Raw genomic sequence first — 21,237 nt, 5'->3', positions numbered from 1 at the left:
AATCGGCTTTAAATCCCCAAATACCGGTGCTGCAGGTCCGGCTCCGCAATCAACTGCTCGCTCGTCCCCGTCCACACCGTCCGCCCGCGCTCGATGATGTAGTGGCGATCGGCGATGCGGGAGAGGTTGGCGACGTTCTTGTCGATCACCAGCACGGATTGGCCGCGGCCCTTCAGCATCGACAGGCAGTTCCAGATTTCCTCGCGGATCAGCGGTGCGAGGCCTTCGGTGGCTTCGTCGAGGATCAGAAGCTTCGGGTTGGTCATCAGCGCGCGGCCGATCGCCAGCATCTGCTGCTCGCCGCCCGACAGGGTCACGCCCATGTTGTTGCCGCGCTCGGCAAGCCGCGGAAACAGCGCGTGGATCTTGTCGATGGTCCAGGGATCGGAATTGCCTGAGCGGTTGCCCGAAGCCGCCACCAGATTCTCGTAGACCGTCAGGTTCGGAAAAATCTGGCGGCCTTCCGGCACCAGGCCGATGCCGAGTTTTGCGATTCTGTAGGATGGCAGGCTGCGCACTTGCTCACCCGCGAAGCGGATCGTGCCCGCGCGAGCCGGCGTCATGCCCATGATGGAGCGGATGGTCGTGGTCTTGCCCATGCCGTTGCGGCCCATCAGGGCGACCATCTCGCCCGACTTTACCTTCAGCGACAGGCCGAACAGCACCTGGCTGAGGCCGTAGCAGGTCTCGATGCCTTCGACTTCGAGCAGGGTTTCGGCGGCTTTTGATTCAGCCATGGCGTGTCACCGCATGCTGGTCGCCGAGATAGGCGCGCTTGACTTCCTCGTTGTTGCGGATGGCGTCTGGATCGCCCGAGGCGATCACGCGGCCATAGACCAGCACGGTGATGCGGTCGGCCAGCGCGAACACCGCTTCCATGTCGTGCTCGACCAGCACGATAGTGACTTCCTTCCGCAATTCCTTGAGCAGCGCCACCATGCGCGCGGATTCGGTGACGCCGAGGCCGGCCATCGGCTCGTCGAGCAGCAGCAATTGCGGCTTGGTCGCGAGCGCCACCGCCAACTCGAGCTCGCGCTGTTCGCCGTGGCTCAATTCCGACACCAGCACGTCGGCGCGCCGGGCGAGCCCTACCCGCACGAGCGCCGCCTGCGCCGCGTCGCGCAGATGCCTCTCCTTGCGCGCCGAGCCCCAGAAGCGGAACGAGTGGCCGTCATGCGCTTGCGCCGCCAGCGCGACATTGTCGGCTGCGGTAAAATCCGGCAGCAGACAGGTGATCTGGAACGAGCGCGCCAGGCCAAGCCGGCTGCGCTGATAGGACGGCAGCCGCGTGATCTCGCGGCCGGCGAAGTGAATGGTGCCGGAATTCGGCATCAACTGTCCGGTCAACTGGCTGATCAGCGTGGTCTTGCCGGCGCCGTTGGGACCGATGATGGCATGCAGTTCGCCCGGCACGACATCGAGCGACAGATTGTCGGTGGCTTTGATGCCACCAAAACTTCGGACCAGGCTTTCTACACGGAGCAGAGGATCAGCCACGGCTCAACCTCCCGAGCAGGCCCATGATGCCACCGCGCGCGAACAGCACGATCAGCAGCAATAGCGGGCCCATAATCAGCGCCCAATATTCAGTGAATTGCGACAGGACTTCTTCCAGCAGGAGGAACACGATGGTGCCCAGGACGGGACCGAACAGCGAGCCCATGCCGCCGAAGACCACCATCACCATGAGTTCGCCGGAGCGGGTCCAGTACATCCCGGCCGGGCTGATGAAATCGGTGTTGTTGGCGAGCAGCGCCCCGGCGAGGCCGCAGATCGTGCCAGAGATGACGAAGCAGACGAGACGATATCGGTTGGCGTGAAAGCCGATCGCCTGCATGCGCTGCTCGTTGGAACGGACGCCCTGCACCACCATGCCAAACCGGGAATTGATGATACGCCAGATCAGATAGACGCCGCCGAACAGGCAGGCTAGGCAGAGGTAGTAGAACTGCACACGGTTCGACAGGTCGATCAGGCCGCCGAAAGTGCTGCGCTTGTAGATGGTGAGGCCGTCATCTCCGCCATAGCGAGAAAGACCCGAGGCGATGTAATAGGCCATCTGCGCGAAGGCGAGCGTGATCATGATGAAATACACGCCGCGCGTGCGGAGGCTGAGCGCACCGATCACGAGCGCATAAAGCGCCGACAGCGCCAGCGCGACCGGCCACTGGATGAAGCCGGAGCCGATGCCTTCGTGGGCGAGGATGCCCACCGCGTAACCGCCAATGCCGAGATAGGCGGCGTGGCCAAAGCTCATCATGCCGCCATAGCCCATGATGAGATTGAGGCTCGCAGCCGCCAGCGCGAAGATGACGATGCGGGTGAACAGCGTCAGGATGAAGATGTTGCCGGTCAGCGCCGAATAGACCGGTAGCAGCGTGAGGCCGAGCGCGACGAGCGCCACGATGACGTTGCGGGCGTTGATGTGAGATTTCATCGCTTGGCAGCCGGAAACAGCCCCTCCGGCCGCACGACGAGGACGATGGCCATCAGGAGATAGATCAGCATCGACGACAGCGCCGGCGCGGCGGTGGAAGCGGCGGCGGAACTCAGCACGGTGCGCAGGAGATCGGGCAGGAAGGCGCGGCCGAGCGTATCGATCATGCCGACGAAGATCGCGGCCATGAACGCGCCGCGGATCGAGCCGATGCCGCCGATCACGATGATAACGAAAGCAAGGATCAGGATGTTCTCGCCCATGCCGATCTGCACGGTCAGGATCGGCGCCTGCATCAGCCCGGCAAGGCCGGCGAGCGCCGCGCCAAGTCCGAACACCAGCGTGAACAACAGTTTGATGTTGATGCCAAGCGCGCCGATCATTTCACGGTTGGAGGCGCCGGCGCGGATCAGCATGCCGATCCTGGTCCGCATCACCACGATATAAAGCAATGCCGCAACCGCCAGCGCGACCACGATGATCGACAGCCGGTAGGCTGGATAGAACACGCCGGGGACGATCTGCACCGGGACGGTCAACCATGCCGGCAGCGGCAGCGACAGGCCGGCAGGGCCCCAGATCAGCCGCACCGCGTCGTTGAAGAACAGGATCAGCCCGAAGGTTGCCAGCACCTGATCGAGATGGTCGCGGCCGTAGAGATGTCTCAGTGCGATGAATTCGAGCGCGATGCCCAGTAGCAGCGTGGCGCCGAGCGCCAGCAATATGCCGAGCACAAAACTATTCGTCCACGCCACGAAGGTCGCCGCGAAATAGGCGCCCATCATGTAGAGCGAGCCGTGCGCCAGATTGACGAAGTCCATGATGCCGAACACCAGCGTCAAGCCGGCCGCCAGCAGGAACAGCAACAGGCCGAACTGCAGGCCATTCAGCGATTGTTCAACGAGGACGAGCATGAACCTAAAACTCTAGACCTAGAGCGTGATGACGCGTCATCCCGCTCTATTTTTCTATTTTGGGCATGATCTTTTCGGAAAACCGGATCCCACTTTTCCGGATCATGCCCTAACAAAACAGCGGCAGCACATCTGCGCCGCCGCCATTTTTCTTGTTGGGCGGATGATCTGTCGTTAGTCGCCCCCGGGTCAAGCCCGAGGGCGCGCTCCGGCGATCATGCACTGGCCATGCCAACAATCACTTCTTCATCGGACATTTGTCGTGGAAGCGATCCTGGTCGTCCTTGACGATGGTCGCCACCGTCTTCAGCGAGAGCTGGCCGTCGGCGTCCTTGACCACGTCCTGCAGGTAGAAATTCTGGATCGGAATGTGGTTGTTGCCGTATTTGAACGGGCCGCGCACGGATTTGAAGTTGGCCTTCTCCATCTCGGCCTTCATCTCGTCCTTCTTCGAGGTATCGCCCTTCACCGCGACCACGGCACTGTTGATCAGATTCGCGGCGTCATAGGACTGCGCGCCGTAGAAGGTCGGGCGCAGGCCAGTGTACTTCTTGCGGTAGTCCTCGACGAACTTTTTGTTCTCGGGGAACGGCAAATCGTTGACCCATTGCTGCGCGCCGGGCACGCCGATCGCGTTCTCCTTCTGCAAGGGCAGCGTCAATTCGTCGATGGTGAAGGCGGTGTAGAGCGGGATCTGCCCCTTGAGCCCGGCCTGGGCATATTGATTGAGGAATTGGACGCCGGCAGCGCCAGGATAGAACACGAAGACCGCCTCGGCCTTGGAGTTCCTGGCCTTGGTGAGCTCGGCGGAGAAGTCGAGCTGGCTTGGCCACACCGTATATTCTTCGCCCACGACCTGACCCTTGAACGTGCTCTTCACGCCGGCCAGCATGTCCTTGCCGGCGGCGTAATTCGGGCCAATCAGGAACACCGACTTGACACCCTTCTGGTTCATGTAGGTACCGACCGCCTGCGGGGTCTGGTCGTTCTGCCAGGAGGTCGAGAAGACGTAAGGCGAGCAGAGATCGCCGGCGATCTGCGAGGGGCCGGCATTGGACGTGATCAGGAAGGTCTTGGAATCGACCGCGGTCTTCAGCGAGGCCAACAGCACGTTCGACCAGATATAGCCGGCGATGAAATCGACCTTGTCGGACTGGATCAACTTCTCGGTCTTCTGCTTGCCGACGTCAGGCTTCTGGCCGTCGTCCTCGTAGATCACCTCGACCGGCTTGCCGCCCATCTTGCGGCCAAGATGGTCGAGCGCCAGCTCGAACGAGTTGCGCATGTCGTTGCCGATCACAGCGGTCGGGCCGCTGAAGGTCGAAACAAAGCCGATTTTGATGGTGTCGCCAGCGAGCGCGGGCTGCGCCAGCGCCAGAATTGCTGCGCCCGCCAGCCAGAATGCCTTTTTCATAATCACTCCCCTCCTGTTTATCACTCAAAACCCGGTCAACCAGGCGACCGGCAACGCTTGCTCCGCGCGCCTCTTATCTGTGAGGTATTTTGTGCGCGAAATCGCCGGTCAGCGGCAAGCATGAACCCAAGGCTCCGGTTAGAACCTTCGGCGCATGCTTAAGCCACCTGCACCATAATTCGTGGATGGCGGGGATGGCAAGAAATATAATGCCGGTTGCCCCGGACAGACCAAGGGACCGACTGGGGGCTACCTGACATTTTCAATCTCCCCTCGCCTCCATCCATGAAAGGCTCGAGATCAATATCGAGGACGCCCGGCAGCGCCGTCTCACAAATCATTTTAGGCTTAAAACAATTTTTCGCAAGGGTGGAATCGCGTATTCCCACCTTCACCTTCCAGAAGCGGTCGTTCAGATCAGATATTCAGCGCCATCGATGACGTAAGGCGCGTGGCGGAAGTCCCGGATGGTCGCGACCTTGCCGGCCGACCAACCGAGCAGCATGAAATATTTCGGCTTGGCATCGCCTTCGTTGGAATCGAACACCAGGATCGCGGGACGCCCCTCCACCAGGCCCGGCACCAGGTGCCAGTCGCTGACTTTGTCGTAGTTGCCGAAATAGCGGGACACTTCGGCCTTGCCACGCAAGTGGGTTCTGCTGACGAGATCGAGCCTGACATCGTCTGTAATCATGGCGCGGATCGCGTCAAAGTCGCGGGCGTTGAAATGGGCGACATAGGCGCCGAGCCGCTCACGATCGGCGTCGGATAGTCTTTGTTGCGGCGCGTCGTCCGGCTCGTCGGCGATTTCCCGCAACTGCGCGCGGCCGCGATGCAGCGCGGCCTTGGCCGCGGGCAGGCTGCAATCCATCACCTCGCAGATTTCCTTCAGCGAGCAGCCGAGCACGTCCATCAGGATCACGCTCGCACGCTGTGGTACCGGCAATCGCATGAAGGTGCGCAAGGAGGTCGCGGCGATCTGGCGGCTCGCCACGGCATCGAGCTGGTCAACGATCATGTCCACCTCCGCTGGTCCCCGGAGCGCCTCCTAGCGCTTGCGCCGGCGCAGGAAATCCAGCGCTGTGTTGTGCGCAATGCGAAACAGCCAGCCTTCGGGATTGCCGAGCGTGCCGGCGGAGGCATGCGCCTCCACCGCCTTGATCATGGCATCCTGCAGCACGTCCTCGCCGTCGATGACGGAGCCCACCATGCGCGCGCAATAGCGATGCAGCCTTGGGCGCGTCGCCACCAGCAGGCGCTCGATGTCGAAGGCGGCGGATGTCTCGGGAACCACTGTCATTCAGACTCCGGCAAGTGCGTTCTCGGTCTCGCGCAACATGCGATAATTGCCGACGACGGTCACGCCTTTCGGCAGCGGCGGTTCGGCGCAACGCTCGCGAATGCCGTTCTGGAACGCCTGAAACGCCGCCAGTTTCGGCAACGCGCTGGAGCCGTCGTCGGCTGCGGTCTCGACGAAATGGATGAACGTATCATCCTCCAGCCGCAGCGACAGATAGCGAAAGCCCTCCGGCTGGGCCGCCTGCAATTCGGCAAACACCGCCGCCACCAATTCGGCGTTCCTGTCGCTCATTTCCGGCTTGGTTTTGTACCTGATCACGGTTTGTCTCATGGCTTTCTCCTCATTTTGCGGCCATCTCGACCCCAAGGACGTTTGGGATTGGGCAAAGGATGCTGTGGCAGGAAATTTATTTTGCCGTCGTCCCTGCGAACGCAGGGACGACAGCGTGATACGCTTTCGCTATCGACCGATTGACAAAGGCGTATTGGAGCGGAGCCGCAAATGGCTACATAGTCCAAGGCGTTGAGACATCTGAAACCGGGGTCGCATTCCCATGACGACAGTGCCGAAAGAACCCCATCACGTCGTGATCGTCGGCGCCGGTTTCGGCGGTTTGGAGACCGCCTTTGGCCTCGCCGGGGCGCCGGTCCGGATCACGCTGATCGACCGCCGGAACCATCATCTGTTCCAGCCGCTGCTCTACCAGGTCGCGACCGCTTCGCTGGCGACGTCGGAAATCGCCTGGCCGATCCGCTATCTCTTGCGCGACCGCCCCGAAGTGACGACGCTGTTTGCCAATGTGAATGGCGTCGATGCCGAGGGAAAGCGCGTGCTGCTCGAAGATGGCGAAACGATTTCCTATGACACGCTGATCCTCGCCACCGGCGCCCGCCACGCCTATTTCGGCCACGATGAATGGGAGCCGTTCGCACCAGGCCTGAAGACGCTGGAGGATGCCACGACGCTGCGGCGGCGCATCCTCGTCGCCTTCGAGCGCGCCGAGCGCGAGAAGGATCCGGCGCGGCGCGCGGCGCTGCTCACCTTCGTCATCGTCGGCGCCGGCCCGACCGGCGTCGAAATGGCCGGAACGATCGCCGACCTCGCCAAGGACACGCTGCCGCCGGACTTTCGCAACATCGATACCCACAAGACCCGCGTTATCCTGATCGAGGCCGGCCCGCGCGTGCTCGCGGGCTTTCCCGAAGACCTCTCTTCCTATGCGCAGCGCGCGCTGGAGGAGCTTGGCGTCGAGGTGGTGCTGGGGCAGCCGGTCACGGAATGTGCGATCGACGGCGTTGTCTATGGCGGCAACCGGCTGGAGGCCAGGACCATCGTCTGGGCGGCCGGCGTGCGCGCCTCGCGCGCTGCGGAATGGATGAAGGCACCCGCCGACCGCGCCTACCGCCTGAAGGTCGAGCCTGATCTGACCGTGCCCGGCCATCCCGATGTGTTTGCCATCGGCGATACCGTGACGATCGCCGGCCCCGACGGCAGTCCCGTGCCCGGCATCGCGCCGGCGGCCAAGCAGCAGGGGCGCTATGTGGCGGCGCTGATCAAGGCGCGCCTCTCCGGCGGCACGCTGCCGCCGTTCCGCTACAAACATGCCGGCAGTCTCGCGCAGATCGGCAAGAAGAAGGCCGTGATCGACTTCGGCCGCATCAAGCTGCGCGGCAATCTCGCCTGGTGGATATGGGGCATCGCCCACATCTACTTCCTGATCGGCCTGCGCAACCGCCTCAGCGTCGCCTTGAGTTGGCTGTGGATTCACGCCCGCGACCAGCGCGCCGCGCGGCTGATCACGCAGGGCTCGAGCAAGGTCACGGGATAGGTTTCGTCGCTCGCGTTGAGCGGAGAAGACCTCTCACGGCGCGCAGGCAAAACTGGTCGCGCTACTCGTCGGCCCCGATTTGTAGTGCGGCCATGCCGGCCATTGGCACAATGGCAGCGCGCGCGTCGTCTCAAACGCCGGCGCCTCGACCTTCTGCTCGATCACCTCGAGATCACCCGGCGCCTTGCCGTTCTCGACCCAATCAACGAGCACCGCCAGCATGTCGACATTGGCGGGCGCGCCGGAGCCGACATGGTCGACACCGGGCGCCGTGTAGAGGCGGGCGAACTCTGCGGTCTTCTCCTTGCCCAAGGTGCGCTGCACGTTTTCGAAATAGCGGATTCCTGCGTAAGGGCTCTGGGCGTAGTCGGCCATGTTTTCGAGAACCACGAGCTTGCCGCCGCGCGCGGCAAAGCGGCTGAGGTCCGGATTGGTCGAATCCATCAACCGCGATACCTGCAGCAGCCGCTCCTTGTGATCCTCGGGCCTGTAGGTCGTGACGTCGAGCTTCGGGTCGCGCGCGAAGACATATTGGATGCCGCCCGCGCCGTAGATCCAGGCGATGCCGTTGGCAGGGGCCGGCGGCTGCGCCGGCGCCGCCTTGCCGAGCCACCAGGCGATCCAACCGCCGGTCGGACCGAAGGCGGGAATGTTTTCGCCGGAAACGCCCCAGCCGGGATAATCGTCGAGGCCGTTCTCCAGCGGGAACGAGAACTTGTACGTCGAATGCAGCGTCCTGATCGCCGCGATCTGCGCCTCGCTCAGGCACTGATCGCCGCTTTGGCCTGCCACGCAACGCAGTGTGTCCGGCTGGAATTTCGCCTTGCAGCCGACGGGGTCCAGCACCAGCGAATCCTCGGCGCCGTCCGCCTTGTCGCAGGCAGCAAGCACCGCCTTGGCCACGAGCTCGACCTGCGCGGGACGAATCCAGCCCTCGCCCATGGTGGCCAGCCCCGACCGCGTCCCGGCATGCTGCAATCCGACCCAGTTGATGACGGGCACGCGGGCAAAGATGCCGTCGAAGTCATCGGGATAGCGCTGCGCCATCGTCAGCCCCTCGCGGCCGCCTTCCGACGATCCCATGAAATACAATTTGGCCGGCGGGTTGCCGTAGGCGCGCAGCATCAGGGCAACCGCGGCGTCGCGCACGCGCTTGTAGGAACGATGGGCGAAATTCTCAAAGGCCTCGTCGTTGAGCGCAAACACTTGCGGCGGCTCGCCCGGCTTGGTCTCGTGGCCGGAATCGGTGCCATAGGTGACGAACCCGCGCGCCAGCGGCGACGGCGCGCCGAATGGATACGCCGGCGGCAAGGCAAGCCCGGTAATCAGCACGCCGTTGAAACCGCCGCCACCATATTGCAGCGAGCGGCCGTTCCACTCGACCGGAAGATTCACCTGAAATTTGATCGGCGGCGCCTTGGGATCGGCCGGCGCGATCTGGCCGAGGACCTTGCAGAATTCCGGATCGGCTGGCGTGATGCGCGCCGCCGGCGTCGGTGCTCTTTCGGCGACGGCGAGCGGCGACGGCGCGACCATGGTCGCAGAATCAATCCGCACGGCATTGTCGACCGGCCGGATAAGGTCGCCGCAGGTCGCGGCGGGATCGCCGACCATCTTTGCGGCCGTGGCGTCGACGGCAAAGAACGAGGTCGCAGCCGCCAGCAAAGCCAATTGGATGCGAATTTGGAATCTGAGGCGTTGCATCGTTTCTCCCTTCGCTGTCGCAGCCGTGTTCTTGACCGGCCATCAGGCTTACAATGGTTCAGACCACGCGGGCGTCAATCGAAATAAGACGAGGCAAGATTAGCGTCGACGTTTGACATCCGTTGTGCGGCGGCACCCCAACCATAGCCGATGCTCCGCATCGGCGTTCTTCTAAGGAACGGCGGCCACAGGCCGCCTATGCCTCCCCGCAATTACCCGTAAGCGGGAGAGGAAGGGCAGCGGAGCATTACTTCACCAGCGAGCAGCCGCCGTCGGCGAGCGGGCGGAAGGCCTGGTCGGCCGGAATGGTCGAAACCAGTTTGTAGTAGTCGTAGGGATATTTCGACTCTTCCGGGTTCTTCACCTCGAACAGGTACATCGGGTGGATGACGCGGCCGTCCTGGCGGATGGTGACGTCGCCGAACAGTTTGTCCTTGCCCTTGAACTTCTTCATCTCAGGCACCGCATCCTTGGCATGGTCGCTGCCGGTCGCCGCCACCGCGTTGAGATAGGCGAGCGTGGAAGCATAGACGCCGGCCTGATTGCCGCTCGGCATCTTGCCGTTCACGCCCGGCCGCGCTGCGAAGCGCTTTGCAAACGCGCGGGTGTTTTCATCCATGTCCCAGTAAAACGCCTCGAACAGTTGCAGGCCCTGGCCTACCTTCAGCCCCATGCCATGGACGTCGTTGATGAACAGCAGGAACGCCACCATCGTCTGTCCGCTTTGCTGAAGGCCGAACTCGGCCGCCTGCTTCACCGCGTTGACGGTGTCGCCGCCGGCATTGGCGAGACCGATGACCTTGGCCTTGGAATTCTGCGCCTGCAGCAGAAGCGAGGCAAAGTCCGGCGTGTTGAGCGGATGCTTGGCCGAGCCCAGCACCTTGCCGCCGTGCTTTTCGATGTAGTTGGTGGCCTCGGCCTCGATGCCCTGGCCGAGCGCAAAATTCACCGTGATGAAGTACCATTCCTTGCCGCCGCGCGCCATCATCGCCGCCGCGGTCGAGTTGCCGGTCGCCCAGGCGTCATTGACCCACTGGATCGTGTTCGGCGAGCAGGCCTTGCCGGTCAGGTCGGAGCTCGCCGTCGACGACGCAAGAAACGTCATGCGGCTATCGCGCAGCAGCGAGTTGATGGTGAGCCCAACGGCGGAATTCGGCACGTCGACCACGGCATCGACGCCATCGACGTCGAGCCATTTGCGCACGATCGCCGAACCGACGTCGGCCTTGTTCTGGTGATCGGCATAGACGATCTCGACCTTGATACCCTTGCCACCGCCGTTGAAATCTTCCGCCGCCATGCGCGCGGCTTCCACCGAGCCCATGCCGTTGGTGTCCTGGAAGATACCGGAAATGTCGTTCAGCACGCCGACGCGCACGACATTGTCGGAAATTTCCGCGCGCGCCGCGCCCGACGCCACGCAAGACAAGGCAAGCGCGAGACCTAACCTTAAACCCCTCATCGTTCTCTCCCTTTCGAATTTGATCTTGAGCGTTCCCGGACTTCGCCGGGTTTGACTTCAGTTCAGGTGATTAGGCCGTCACAATTGCCGGTCCGGCAGATTGAGAACCAGACCATCGAGGTCGGCAGCCAACTTGATCTGGCAGGACAGCCGGCTGTTGGCCCGCCGTTGGGCCGCGGCGCCGTCCAGCAACGCGTCCTCGTCGTCGCCCATGGCCGGCAGGCGGGCGAGCCAGCCCTCGTCGACATAGACATGGCAGGTGGCGCACATCGCGTTGCCGCCGCATTCGGCCAGAATTCCACCGACATCGTGGCGCGTCGCCGCCTGCATCGCGCTTTCGCCATCGCGGGCGTCGATGCGCTGCGCCCGGCCGTCAGAGTGAACAAACGTGATGCTCGGCATCGGCGGTCCGTCAGGCCGGAGAAATGGTGATGGGGAGACTTTCGAGGCCGCGCAGCGTGTTGTTGTAGCGGCGCTTCACCGGGCCTGATATCTCGATACTTGCAACCTTGCGCGCGATCGCCGCCAGCATCACCTCGCCTTCGAGGCGTGCGAGGAGCTGGCCGACGCACATATGAATGCCCGAACCGAACCCGACATGGCCGGAGGTGCGGCGGGTGACGTCGTAGCGATCAGGATTTTCCCAGCGTCGCGGATCGCGGTTGGCGGCGCCAAGGAACATCAGAACCTTTTCGCCTTCGCCGATGCGATGGCCGGCGAGTTCGACCTCCCGCGTCGTGGTGCGGAAAAAGGTCTGCACCGGGCTTTCGAAACGGATCGCTTCCTCGAATGCGTTGCGCGCCAGCGTCGGATCGCTGCGCAGCCGCGCAAGCTGATCGGGGAAGCGCGCCAGGCAGTACATCGCGGCGCCGACACCGTTGACGGTGGTGTCGAGGCCTGCCGAAAGCAGCGAGCGCACCAACAGTGGCGCCTCTTCCGCCGTGATGTCGCCGGCGTCGGCGCGCGCATGGATGCAAGCCCCGAAGCCGCCGGGCGCAAGATTTTCGCGCTGGCACTGCGCGGCGACATAGGCCTGATGGGGCGCGGAGCGCTCGATCGCCTCCTGGCGCAACTGGTTCGGCGGCCCGAACGCGTTGAAGACCAGGCTCGCATAGGGCAGCAGATTCTCCCGCCCTTCCTGCTTAAGGCCCATCGCATCAGGAAATACCGAGAGCGGATAGGCCTCCGCGAGATCGGCAACCGCATCGAAACTTCCGCGCGCCAACAATTCGTCGACCTTGGCTGCGGCCATCGCCGTGAAATGTTCGCGGACCTGCTTCATGGCGGTCGGCGACAGCACCTGGGCGAGCACCGCGCGTGTCCTGGTATGCGCCGGCGGGTCTGCTTCAAGGATGATGCTTTGCGGTCGCCACGGCTTTTCCTTGGCAAAATCGCTCAAGCCGACGCCGCGGCTCGAGCAGAAGGTCAGGGGGTCGTTGAGGACGGCGTGCACCTCGGCATAGCGGGCGACGCCATAGACGCCCCACTTCTCGAGCCAGACCACCGGCCCGGCCTCGCGGAGAACGTCGTGGATCCGGTGCGGATCCTCGAAAAACTCGGTCGAGAACGGGTCCACGTCCAGACAGGGTACGCCGGCCGGCGCACTCCGCTCCGGGGTTGCAGAATCTATCCGGGATGTCGCGCTCATGTGGGCCTCCTGCATAATGTCCTTGCAGAGCGGTGTGCGCTGTCTCTATGTCTGGAACGCTGGAGCAGCGTCGGAAAAGCATGAGCAGGAACAGACAGGCGCGCGCCCCCCGTGTGGGCGCGGCAGGCAGGAGCGGACGGGCCGAGCAGGTGCTCGACCTCGACCGTTACGTTCCGGCCCTGATCACCTTCATCGCCAACAAATTGTCGCGTAGCGCGACCGTGGTCTATCAGAAGCGCTTTGGGGTCAACGTCACGGAATGGCGGATATTGTCGCTGCTCGCGATCGAGCCGGAAATTTCGGCGGCGCGGATCTGCCACGTGATCGGTTTCGACAAGGGACCCGTGAGCCGGACGCTGGCCGGCATGGAAGAACGCGGGCTGGTCAGCATCAGGGCCGACCGCAAGGACGGCCGCACCCATTCGATCTCGCTGACCCCGAAGGGCTATGCCACCCATGATCAGGTCATCGCGGTCGCGCTTGAACGCGAGCGCCGCCTGCTCTCCTGCTTGAGCAAGCCGGAGCGGGAGACCCTGATCGCGCTGCTGCTGCGAGTGCACGGCAATCTCGACGCCGTGAAGGGCGCGGGCGAAGTCGATACGCGGAGCTGAGCTGCGCCTATTAGCTGCGCCGCGGTGACCACACTGCGCGCGCGACATCGCATTGCGTCGTGACGATCCGACACACCCAAACATCCGTTTCTCCCTGTGCGGCCCGGCACTCTCCGTGCTCTGCGATCGGCCGCCTTGTGGAAATACGCTCGCACAAATTAGTTGCCTTGGCAACATACACGACGAGCCTCGGCGATCGATTTTCGGACCCGGCCGATTCCTGCCGGCCGCCGCCGGTCAGATCATCTCTTGACGAGTGGGCAGTTGCCGTCGCTTTCGGGACGAAACGCCTGATCGCCCGGGATCGTAGCGACGACCTTCAACAGATCCCATTTCGACGTGGATTCGTCAGGCTTCTTCACCTCAAGCAGAAACAGCGGATGAATCTTACGCCCGTCTGCGCGGATGGTTCCCTTGCCGAACAGCGGATCGTCGGTCGGCATCGCCTTCATCGCCGCGACAACGGCCTTGCCGTCGGCGGCGCCGCCGATCTTGTCGACGGCCTTCAGATAATGCAGCACCGAAGCATAGACGCCGGCCTGCATGTCGTTCGGATAATTCTTTTGCGGATGGCGCTCGGCGAACCGTTTTGCAAAAGCGCGCGTGCCTTCGTTCAAATCCCAATAGAACGGATTCATGATCTGCGCGCCCTGGGCTGCCTTCAGGCCGAGCGCAGGAATTCCGTTCATGCCGAGGATCAGCCCGACCAACTTCTGCTTTTGCGTCAGCCCGAACTCCGCCGCCTGCTTGATCGAGGTGATGGTGTCGTCACCGGCATTCGCCACGCCGACGATGTCGGCACCCGAGGCCTGCGCCTGCAGCAAGAAGGAAGCATAGTCGGCGGTGCCGAGCGGATGGCGCACGGCGCCGAGCACTTCGCCGCCGGAGGCCTTGACGCCTTCCATCGCCTGCTTCTCCAGGTCGTGGCCGAAGGCGTAATCGGCGGTCAGAAAGAACCATTTCTTGCCGCCTTGGGCTACCACGGCTTTGCCAAGGCCACGTCCATAGGCATAGGTGTCGTAGGTCCAGTGCACGGTATTCGGCGTGCACTTTTCGCCGGTGAGAAGCGCGGTGCCGGCGCCGGAGCCGATGAAGACCTTGTTCTTCTGCTCGCTCATATTGGCGACCGCGAGCGCAATCGCCGAGTTCGGCAGGTCGAAGATGGCATCGATGCTTTCGGTATCGTACCAGCGCCGCGCGATGCCGACGCCGACGTCGGTTTTGTTCTGATGATCGGCGGTGATGACGTCGACCGGCTTGCCGGCGGCCTTGCCGCCATAGTCCTCGACCGCCATTTGCGCGGCGATGACCGAACCGATGCCCTGGTAGGTCGAGAACACGCCCGACTGGTCGTTGAGCACGCCGATCCGGACGCGGTCCTGGGTCTGGGCTTGGACTTGGGAAGCGCCTGCGAAGACTCCGCCGAGCGCGACCACGAGCATTCCTGTGCGAAAAAGCTGTCGCATGCGTTCCCTCCTGTATGGAAAAGGCGGCCTTCTCGGCCGCTTCGAAATTACTTATAACTTATAAGCATTTTGAGGATTGTCAATTCACGTGATGCCGTGCGAGCTTTTGCCCATGGAACGAATCGGAAAAATTTCGACGCGCAACGGCAACGGAGCGACCAGACCGGCCGAGCCGGACTCGGCGCGAAAACTCGATCTCACCGCGCTGCAGCAGACCCCGGGATTCATGATCCGGATCCTGCAGTTGGAGAACTTCGAGGCGTTCTATCCGTATTTCGAGTCCCTGAACCTTTCGCCGCTCGAATATGCCATCCTGGTTACGGTGCGGGACAACAAGACGGTGACGCAGAGCGAACTCGCCGCCGTGTTGAAGATGCAGCTCCCCAACCTCGTGAAAATCCTGTCACGGATGGAGGAAACCGGCGTCTTGAAGCGGAAGCGATCCGCGCGGGACAAGCGCGCGGTCGAGCTCAGCCTCAGCGCGGCGGGCGAGAGGCGTGCTGACGAGGCCAGCCGGCTTGGCGAAAGCTTTAATGCGCAGACGCTTTCCGCGCTCAGCAAGAGCGAGCAGACGGCATTTCTCCAGATGCTGGTGCGGCTGGTCGAGGCGCACAAGCACGCGGCGTCCCGACGCGCCTAGTGTTTCAGCCAGCGCAGCCGATCCATTCGGCCGAGGCGTCGTCATCCAACGTTGCCACTGCGCTCGCGCGCCGCGTCAGCACCGCGCGCTGGTTGATATAACCCTTGTCGGTGATCTCGCCGCCGTCGACGGACGCGGGTTCGGCCAGCAGCAGCGCGCGCGTTGCGTGACCGGACGAATTGCCAGCTTGCGCCTTTAGGTTCGCAAGGCCCTGCGCGATTGCAGCGCGAACCTTGTCGTGGCCGATCACATCCTTCACGTCGGCGCTGTCGGGCAAGCCGGCATGTGCACGGCAGGCCGCAATATTCGGAAATACCAGGAAGCGAACCTCGTCGCCGCCATGGCCGGTCACGACGATATCCTGCGCCAGCGGCGCCAGAGCAGCGATGCCGGCGATGCGCAACGTGCCGACGCTGACCCAGGTGCCGGAATTGAGCTTGAAGTCCTCGGCGACGCGGCCGTCGAAGAACAGCCCGAGTTCGGGACGCGCCGGATCGGCAAAGGTCACGGCGTCGCCGATGAGATAAAAACCCTCTTCGTCGAACGCCTGCGCGGTCAATTCCGGCGCCTTCCAGTAACCGGGCGTGACATTCGGACCGCGCACCCGCACCTCGAGCTTGTCGCCTGATGGCACCAGCTTCAGTTCGGTGCCTGGGATCGGCACGCCGATATTGCCGGAACGTTTCGCCTGGAAATGGCAATCGGTGGCGAGCGGCGAGGTTTCGGTCGAGCCCCAGGCCGACACCATCGACAGCGCACGCCCCACCGTCTCGATCGAGAGTTCTTCCAGCGCGTCCCAGAGATTCTGCGGCAAGGCTGCGCCGGCGTAGAAAGCGAACTTCACCTCGCGGAAGAACTTTTTGCGCAGTTCGTCGTCGCTGCGCAGCGCCGCGATGAGCATGTCAAAACCGCGCGGCACGTTGAAATAGACTGATGGCATCACGCTTCGCAGATTGGCGAGCGAGGTCGCGAACAACCCCGGTGCCGGCTTGCCGCCGTCGACATAGAGCGTGCCGCCGTTGCGCAGCACCAGATTGAAATTGTGGTTGGCGCCGAAGGTGTGGCTCCAGGGCAGCCAATCGAGGATCATGAGATCCTCGCCGATATCTTCGAGGAACGTCCAGGTCTGCGCCTTGGCCTGCTGGCTGGAGGTCAGCATGCGCTGGGTATTGATCACGGCCTTCGGCGTGCCGGTCGAGCCCGAGGTGAACAGGAATTTTGCGATCGTGTCCGGCGTGATCGCGGCAAAGGCCTTTTCGACATCGGGCGTTTCCGGCGTTGCCGTGATGGCGCGGAAGGAGATCGCGTCGCCCGCGTCCGCACTGCCGCTAACGATGGTGGACGAATGCAGCGGCTTGATCGCCGCCAGCGCCGCGGCAAACGGCTTTGTGCCGGAAACATAGATGGCGCCCGGTCCGAGCAGCGTGATCATGCTCTTGAGCTTGTCGAAATCCTTGGACATCAGCGAATAGGCCGGCGAGATCGCGGCCGATGGCACGCCGACATGCTGGGCGGCGAGCGCGAACAGCGCGTGCTCGACGCTGTTGTCGGACAGGATCACCAGCGGACGCTCGGCGCTCAAGCCTCGCGCAAGGATCCAGGCGGCTGCCGAGCGCACCTGCTTCAACGCATCCTTGTAGGTGACGGTGTTCCACGGCGTATCAACGCTGGCGCGATCGGCGAGAAAGATCCGGTCCGGCGCCTGCCGCGCCCAATGCTCCAGCCAGTCGCCGATACAGCGCGCACTCGGCCGCAGCGGCGTGGTCGACCTCACCAAAATGCTGCCATCGGTCCGGCGATCGGCAACGATCGCCGGCGTCGCGAATAGATTTTGGGAATCGGCACCGCTGATGGCGGCGATGGTCATGGGCTTCCTCCTGCCGCCTCGAAAGGGCTGGCTTGAGGCCAATGTTGAGCACAACAATTGTTGTCGTCAACAACAATCTTCCCCTTGGCCCCGGGAAGCGCTAGAAGGAAACGATGGCGAGGAACAGTCAGGCACCCAGAATTGCCAAGTCACGAATAGCCAAGTCACGCGCTGGTATTCGGCCGCTTCCCGGCCGCGCGCGAAGCGAAAACGGCAACGCGCACAGCGATCTGATGAACGGCGAAATCGGCCTCGACGCGCTCACCGGCCACGCCGGCTATGCGGTGCGGCGCTTTCAGATCTGGGTTTTCCAGGATTTCATTCGTACGCTCGGCGCCGTCGATATCCGGCCCACGCAGTATTCCGTGATGACGGTGATCGGGGCCAATCCTGGGCTGAGCCAGATGGCTGTTGCAAAACGGCTCGGCATCGAGCGCGCCCGGCTGGTGCACCTCCTGGATAGTCTTGAACAGCGCGATCTCGTCAGCCGCGTCAAATCCGCCGCCGACCGGCGCTCCCACGCGCTGCACCTGACCGCGCGCGGCCGGACAGCGCTGGCGCAGTTCAAGCGACTTGCCGCCGAACATGAGCGCCATGTGGCCGAGAAGATCGGCAAGGAGAACCGGGAGAAACTGCTGCAGATACTCTCGGACTTCACCTGATCGAGGCTGGCGCCAGGCCTTGGGCTGAGTCGCCTAAGTTTTAGGCAGTCTCCAGTAACGGCCGGCGCTCATGGCATGCGCAGTCGTCCCGTAAGTGCATGAAACTGCAAATCTATATTTGAGCGTTGGCTCGACTTAGCGATTGTACACAATGGCACATCGCTTGCTTCAGCTTGGTAACCTTCGTCCGAGTAACCTTGCTCGCTGGAGTTTTGCTGCCATGGGGTCCGACGCGCCTGAAACCGTTGCTGCCATTGTCGCCGCGCACCGCGCCGGCGCGATCACCCCGGCGCAAACCGTCGCGCGCTGCTATCAGCGCATCCGCGACCATAATGATCCCGCCGTGTTCATCAGCCTGCGCGACGAGAAGGATGCGGTGGCGGAGGCCGAAGCGCTGGCCTCGAAAGATGCGGCATTGCTTCCGCTGCTCGGCGTCCCGGTCGCAGTGAAGGACAATATCGACGCGCTGGGCTTAGCGACCACGGCCGCCTGCCCGGCCTTTTCCTTTTTCCCCGCGCAGGACTCGACGGCGGTCGCAAAGCTGCGGGCGGCCGGCGCCATCGTTATCGGCAAGACCAATCTCGACCAGTTCGCGACCGGCCTAGTCGGCGTCCGCTCGCCCTATGGTATTCCCGTCAATCCGATCCGCGCCGATCTCGTGCCGGGCGGATCGAGTTCAGGATCGGCGGTGGCGGTTTCCGCCGGCCTCGTGCCGCTTGCGCTCGGCACCGACACCGCGGGCTCGGGCCGCGTGCCGGCGATGCTCAACAACATCGTAGGACTCAAGCCGAGCCTTGGGCTGATCTCCAACGCCGGGCTGGTCCCGGCCTGCCGCACGCTGGACTGCGTTTCGGTTTTCTCGCTCACCGTCGACGATGCGATGACCGCACTGGCTGCGATGGCGGGCGCCGACAGTGCCGATCCGTTTTCGCGCTACCGGCCGCTGGGACCGATGTCGGCATTTCCCGAGAAACTCCGGCTCGGCGTGCCGCGCAATGGCCAATTGATCTTCTTTGGCGACGCGGCTTCCGAGAAAGCCTATGGCGAGGCGCTCAAGCGCTGGACGGCGCTCGGCGCCACGCTGGTCGAGTTCGACCTCGAACCCTTTTGTGAGACCGCGCGGCTGCTTTACGAAGGCCCGTGGGTCGCCGAGCGATACCTTGTCATCCGCGACCTCCTGGCATCCTCGCCGGATTCGATTCATCCGGTGACCCGCGAAATCACCGCCGCCGGCGCGCGGCTGACCGCCGCCGACACCTTTGCTTCACTCTATCGGCTGCAGGCGCTACGGCGCACAGCCGAGCGCAGCTTTGCCCATTTCGACGCGATGGTGCTGCCGACGGCGCCGACCGCCTATTCGACCGCGCAGGTGCTGGCCAATCCGATCGAGCTCAACAGCCGGCTCGGCACTTACACCAATTTTGTCAACCTGCTCGACCTCTCCGGCCTCGCGCTGCCGGCCGCGATGCGCGCGGACGGCATTCCGTTCGGCATCACGCTGCTGGCGCCCGCGGGACGCGACGCGCAGCTCGCCAGCATCGGGCGGGTGTTTCATGCCCACACCCAAATGAAGATGGGAGCCAAGGGGCTGATGCAGCCGCCGCTCGCTTCGTTGCCGGCAGCCGCGAGCGGCGATCAAATCACCCTCGCGGTGGTCGGCGCGCATCTTTCCGGCATGGCGCTCAATGGCGAGTTGCAGGTGCTCGGCGCCCGCCTGATCGAGGCGACCGCGACCGCGCCGGACTACAAGCTCTACGCGCTCGACACGGTGCCGCCGAAACCCGGCATGCTGCGCGTGGAGCAAGGCGCGGGCAGTTCGATCAAGCTCGAGCTTTGGGCATTGTCGGCGACAGCCTTCGGCAAATTCGTCGCTGCGATCCCGCCGCCGCTCGGCATCGGCACGATCCGGCTCGCCGACGGAAGGGACGTGAAGGGATTTCTGGTCGAGCCCGCAGCCATCGACGGCGCGCGCGATATTTCAGCCTATGGCGGCTGGCGCGCGTTCATCGCGAAGAAGGTGGCGGTGTAGCCCCGTGTCCCGGACGCGGCGCAGCGTGCAACGCTGCTCCGCAGAGCCGGGACCTATGCGTATTCGGAGAGATGGACCCCGGCTCTGCAGCGCATCACTGCGTGCCGCGCTGCGTCCGGGGCACGCATACCGAGAGAATCTTACACCGACACCGCGTAAATTTCGTACTCCCCGCGCACCAGTTCGATATGCGCGCGCATCGCGGCCGCAGCGCCCACCTTGTCGCCGCGCATGATCGCGACCACGACGCGGTCGTGCTCGGCATGCGATTTTGCCAGCCGCCCGAGATTGCGGAACTGGGCGCGGCGGAATGGCTGCACGCGCACCCGCGTCGCCAGCGTCATCTCGGCGATGTAGCTGTTCTGCGAACCGGCATAGATCGCGTTGTGGAAACGCTCGTTGACTGCGTGAAAGCGTTCGGGATTGCCGGCATGGCTCAGCACCCGCAATTCTTCATGGATCGCCTCCAGCTTCTGACGGTCCCCTGGCGGCATCCGTTCGGCCGCGAGCCCCGCGCACAACGCTTCCAGCTCCGCCATCGCTTCGAACATTTCGGTCAGGCGGTCCAGCGACGGCTGCGCCACCACCGCGCCGCGATGGGCCCGCGCCTCCACCAGGCCGCTCGCCACGAGTTGTCGCAGGGCCTCGCGCACCGGCGTGCGCGACACGGCAAAGCGCCGGGCGATATCGGTCTCGTCGAGCGCCGATCCCGGCGGCAGCACACCGCGCACGATCTCGTCGGCGAGCTGCAGCCGCAGTTCTTCTGCGCGCGTGACCTTGTCCCGCTGCGACGAAGGGCGATCGACGCGGCGAACCGTGGCTTCCGGCAGATCTTCCAGACTCATGCCTTTTGATCCATTTGCTCAGAAGATTTGGGCTCGTCGATCATGCTGACATGGGCCGCGACGATCTTCCAACCCTCGGGAAACCGTATCCAGGTTTGCATCTGCCGCCCGACCTTTCCGGGTGCGCTGTCGCGATAGAACAGCGTGGAGGCGACGGCGGTATCGCGGCCATAGGTCGTGATCACCGTCTTGTCGGTCCGCCGCATCAGCCCGACCGGCGAGCGCGCGGCGCGGAACGCCATGATGGCGTCGTAGCCGTAGAGATTTTCGCCGATGCCATAGCGCAGCGTGCGGGGATCGTCGCGGAACAATTCGTCCAGCACCGCCACGTCGTTCGACACCAGCGCCTTTTCGTAGCGTTCGAACTGCGCGGTGACTTCGGCGAGCGCGTCGGGAAGATCGATCTCCAT

General features: G+C 63.6%; 19 protein-coding genes and 1 pseudogene. 5 read left to right on the top strand and 15 right to left on the bottom strand.

All coding sequences use genetic code 11. The annotated features are described in order from the left end of the window. Positions 1-8 precede the first annotated feature (8 nt). The 7 genes and pseudogenes from V1278_RS05535 to V1278_RS05505 all read right to left on the bottom strand — a co-directional run bounded on the left by V1278_RS05535 (position 9) and on the right by V1278_RS05505 (position 6,395). The gene (locus V1278_RS05535; protein WP_334379960.1) at positions 9-737 is read right to left on the bottom strand and encodes an ABC transporter ATP-binding protein; all 729 of its coding nucleotides are present in this window, start codon (positions 735-737) and stop codon (positions 9-11) included. Then, on the bottom strand, positions 730-1,497 hold the full coding sequence (locus V1278_RS05530; RefSeq protein WP_334379959.1) for an ABC transporter ATP-binding protein: 768 nt from the start codon (positions 1,495-1,497) through the stop codon (positions 730-732). Before V1278_RS05530 ends, V1278_RS05535 begins: the two co-directional genes overlap by 8 nt. Beyond that, complete coding sequence (locus tag V1278_RS05525; RefSeq protein WP_247512064.1) at positions 1,490-2,437, bottom strand: branched-chain amino acid ABC transporter permease; 948 nt, start codon at positions 2,435-2,437, stop codon at positions 1,490-1,492. Before V1278_RS05525 ends, V1278_RS05530 begins: the two co-directional genes overlap by 8 nt. Continuing rightward, complete coding sequence (locus V1278_RS05520; RefSeq protein WP_213289778.1) at positions 2,434-3,351, bottom strand: branched-chain amino acid ABC transporter permease; 918 nt, start codon at positions 3,349-3,351, stop codon at positions 2,434-2,436. Before V1278_RS05520 ends, V1278_RS05525 begins: the two co-directional genes overlap by 4 nt. 238 nt (positions 3,352-3,589) lie before the next feature. After that, entirely contained in the window at positions 3,590-4,765 is a 1,176-nt protein-coding gene (locus V1278_RS05515; RefSeq protein WP_334379958.1) for an ABC transporter substrate-binding protein, read from the bottom strand. Positions 4,766-5,177: 412 nt separating this feature from the next. Then, positions 5,178-6,065, bottom strand: a pseudogene (locus V1278_RS05510) (sigma-70 family RNA polymerase sigma factor). Then, positions 6,066-6,395 carry a hypothetical protein gene (locus V1278_RS05505; protein ID WP_334365387.1) on the bottom strand — a complete coding sequence of 110 codons (330 nt, stop codon included), beginning with the start codon at positions 6,393-6,395 and terminating at the stop codon, positions 6,066-6,068. It abuts the pseudogene before it with no gap. Positions 6,396-6,618: 223 nt separating this feature from the next. Between V1278_RS05505 and V1278_RS05500 the strand changes: the two genes are divergently transcribed. Continuing rightward, positions 6,619-7,893: an NAD(P)/FAD-dependent oxidoreductase gene (locus V1278_RS05500; RefSeq protein WP_334379957.1), complete on the top strand. Its 1,275-nt coding sequence runs from the start codon at positions 6,619-6,621 to the stop codon at positions 7,891-7,893. A gap of 33 nt (positions 7,894-7,926) precedes the next feature. On the opposite strand, the gene V1278_RS05495 is transcribed toward V1278_RS05500, so the two are convergent. The 4 genes from V1278_RS05495 to V1278_RS05480 all read right to left on the bottom strand — a co-directional run bounded on the left by V1278_RS05495 (position 7,927) and on the right by V1278_RS05480 (position 12,707). Then, positions 7,927-9,597 (bottom strand): tannase/feruloyl esterase family alpha/beta hydrolase, encoded by a 1,671-nt coding sequence (locus V1278_RS05495; RefSeq protein ID WP_442893682.1) that lies wholly within the window; start codon positions 9,595-9,597, stop codon positions 7,927-7,929. Positions 9,598-9,844: 247 nt separating this feature from the next. After that, the gene (locus V1278_RS05490; protein ID WP_334379956.1) at positions 9,845-11,059 is read right to left on the bottom strand and encodes an ABC transporter substrate-binding protein; all 1,215 of its coding nucleotides are present in this window, start codon (positions 11,057-11,059) and stop codon (positions 9,845-9,847) included. A gap of 78 nt (positions 11,060-11,137) precedes the next feature. Then, positions 11,138-11,461 (bottom strand): 2Fe-2S iron-sulfur cluster-binding protein, encoded by a 324-nt coding sequence (locus V1278_RS05485; protein ID WP_334379955.1) that lies wholly within the window; start codon positions 11,459-11,461, stop codon positions 11,138-11,140. Between the two features lie 10 nt (positions 11,462-11,471). Then, on the bottom strand, positions 11,472-12,707 hold the full coding sequence (locus V1278_RS05480; RefSeq protein ID WP_334379954.1) for a cytochrome P450: 1,236 nt from the start codon (positions 12,705-12,707) through the stop codon (positions 11,472-11,474). An 80-nt stretch (positions 12,708-12,787) separates the two neighbouring features. Here V1278_RS05480 and V1278_RS05475 point away from each other — a divergent pair, with 80 nt between their 5' ends. Further along, positions 12,788-13,318 carry a MarR family winged helix-turn-helix transcriptional regulator gene (locus tag V1278_RS05475; protein WP_334379953.1) on the top strand — a complete coding sequence of 177 codons (531 nt, stop codon included), beginning with the start codon at positions 12,788-12,790 and terminating at the stop codon, positions 13,316-13,318. 242 nt (positions 13,319-13,560) lie between these two features. Here V1278_RS05475 and V1278_RS05470 read toward each other — a convergent pair whose 3' ends face one another. Further along, on the bottom strand, positions 13,561-14,784 hold the full coding sequence (locus V1278_RS05470; protein ID WP_442893683.1) for an ABC transporter substrate-binding protein: 1,224 nt from the start codon (positions 14,782-14,784) through the stop codon (positions 13,561-13,563). Positions 14,785-14,896: 112 nt separating this feature from the next. Between V1278_RS05470 and V1278_RS05465 the strand changes: the two genes are divergently transcribed. After that, a complete protein-coding gene (locus tag V1278_RS05465; RefSeq protein WP_334379952.1) occupies positions 14,897-15,424 on the top strand; it encodes a MarR family winged helix-turn-helix transcriptional regulator in 528 nt (175 codons plus the stop codon). A 4-nt stretch (positions 15,425-15,428) separates the two neighbouring features. Here V1278_RS05465 and V1278_RS05460 read toward each other — a convergent pair whose 3' ends face one another. After that, positions 15,429-17,291, bottom strand: a complete 1,863-nt coding sequence (locus V1278_RS05460; protein WP_334379951.1) for a feruloyl-CoA synthase — start codon at positions 17,289-17,291, stop codon at positions 15,429-15,431. 113 nt (positions 17,292-17,404) lie between these two features. On the opposite strand from V1278_RS05460, the gene V1278_RS05455 reads away from it, so the two are divergent. After that, entirely contained in the window at positions 17,405-17,953 is a 549-nt protein-coding gene (locus V1278_RS05455; protein ID WP_442893684.1) for a MarR family winged helix-turn-helix transcriptional regulator, read from the top strand. Between the two features lie 220 nt (positions 17,954-18,173). After that, on the top strand, positions 18,174-19,982 hold the full coding sequence (gene atzF / locus V1278_RS05450; protein ID WP_334379950.1) for an allophanate hydrolase: 1,809 nt from the start codon (positions 18,174-18,176) through the stop codon (positions 19,980-19,982). A 140-nt stretch (positions 19,983-20,122) separates the two neighbouring features. Here atzF and V1278_RS05445 read toward each other — a convergent pair whose 3' ends face one another. Beyond that, complete coding sequence (locus V1278_RS05445) at positions 20,123-20,827, bottom strand: GntR family transcriptional regulator (protein WP_334379949.1); 705 nt, start codon at positions 20,825-20,827, stop codon at positions 20,123-20,125. Beyond that, a complete protein-coding gene (gene hpxZ, locus V1278_RS05440) occupies positions 20,824-21,237 on the bottom strand; it encodes an oxalurate catabolism protein HpxZ (RefSeq protein ID WP_334379948.1) in 414 nt (137 codons plus the stop codon). Before hpxZ ends, V1278_RS05445 begins: the two co-directional genes overlap by 4 nt.

Origin of the sequence: Bradyrhizobium sp. AZCC 1577, from assembly GCF_036924575.1 — a bacterium.
Classification (GTDB): Bacteria; Pseudomonadota; Alphaproteobacteria; order Rhizobiales; family Xanthobacteraceae; genus Bradyrhizobium.
The sequence above is the reverse complement of the archived record's forward strand: the minus strand, read 5'-3'. Positions and strand labels throughout refer to the sequence as shown.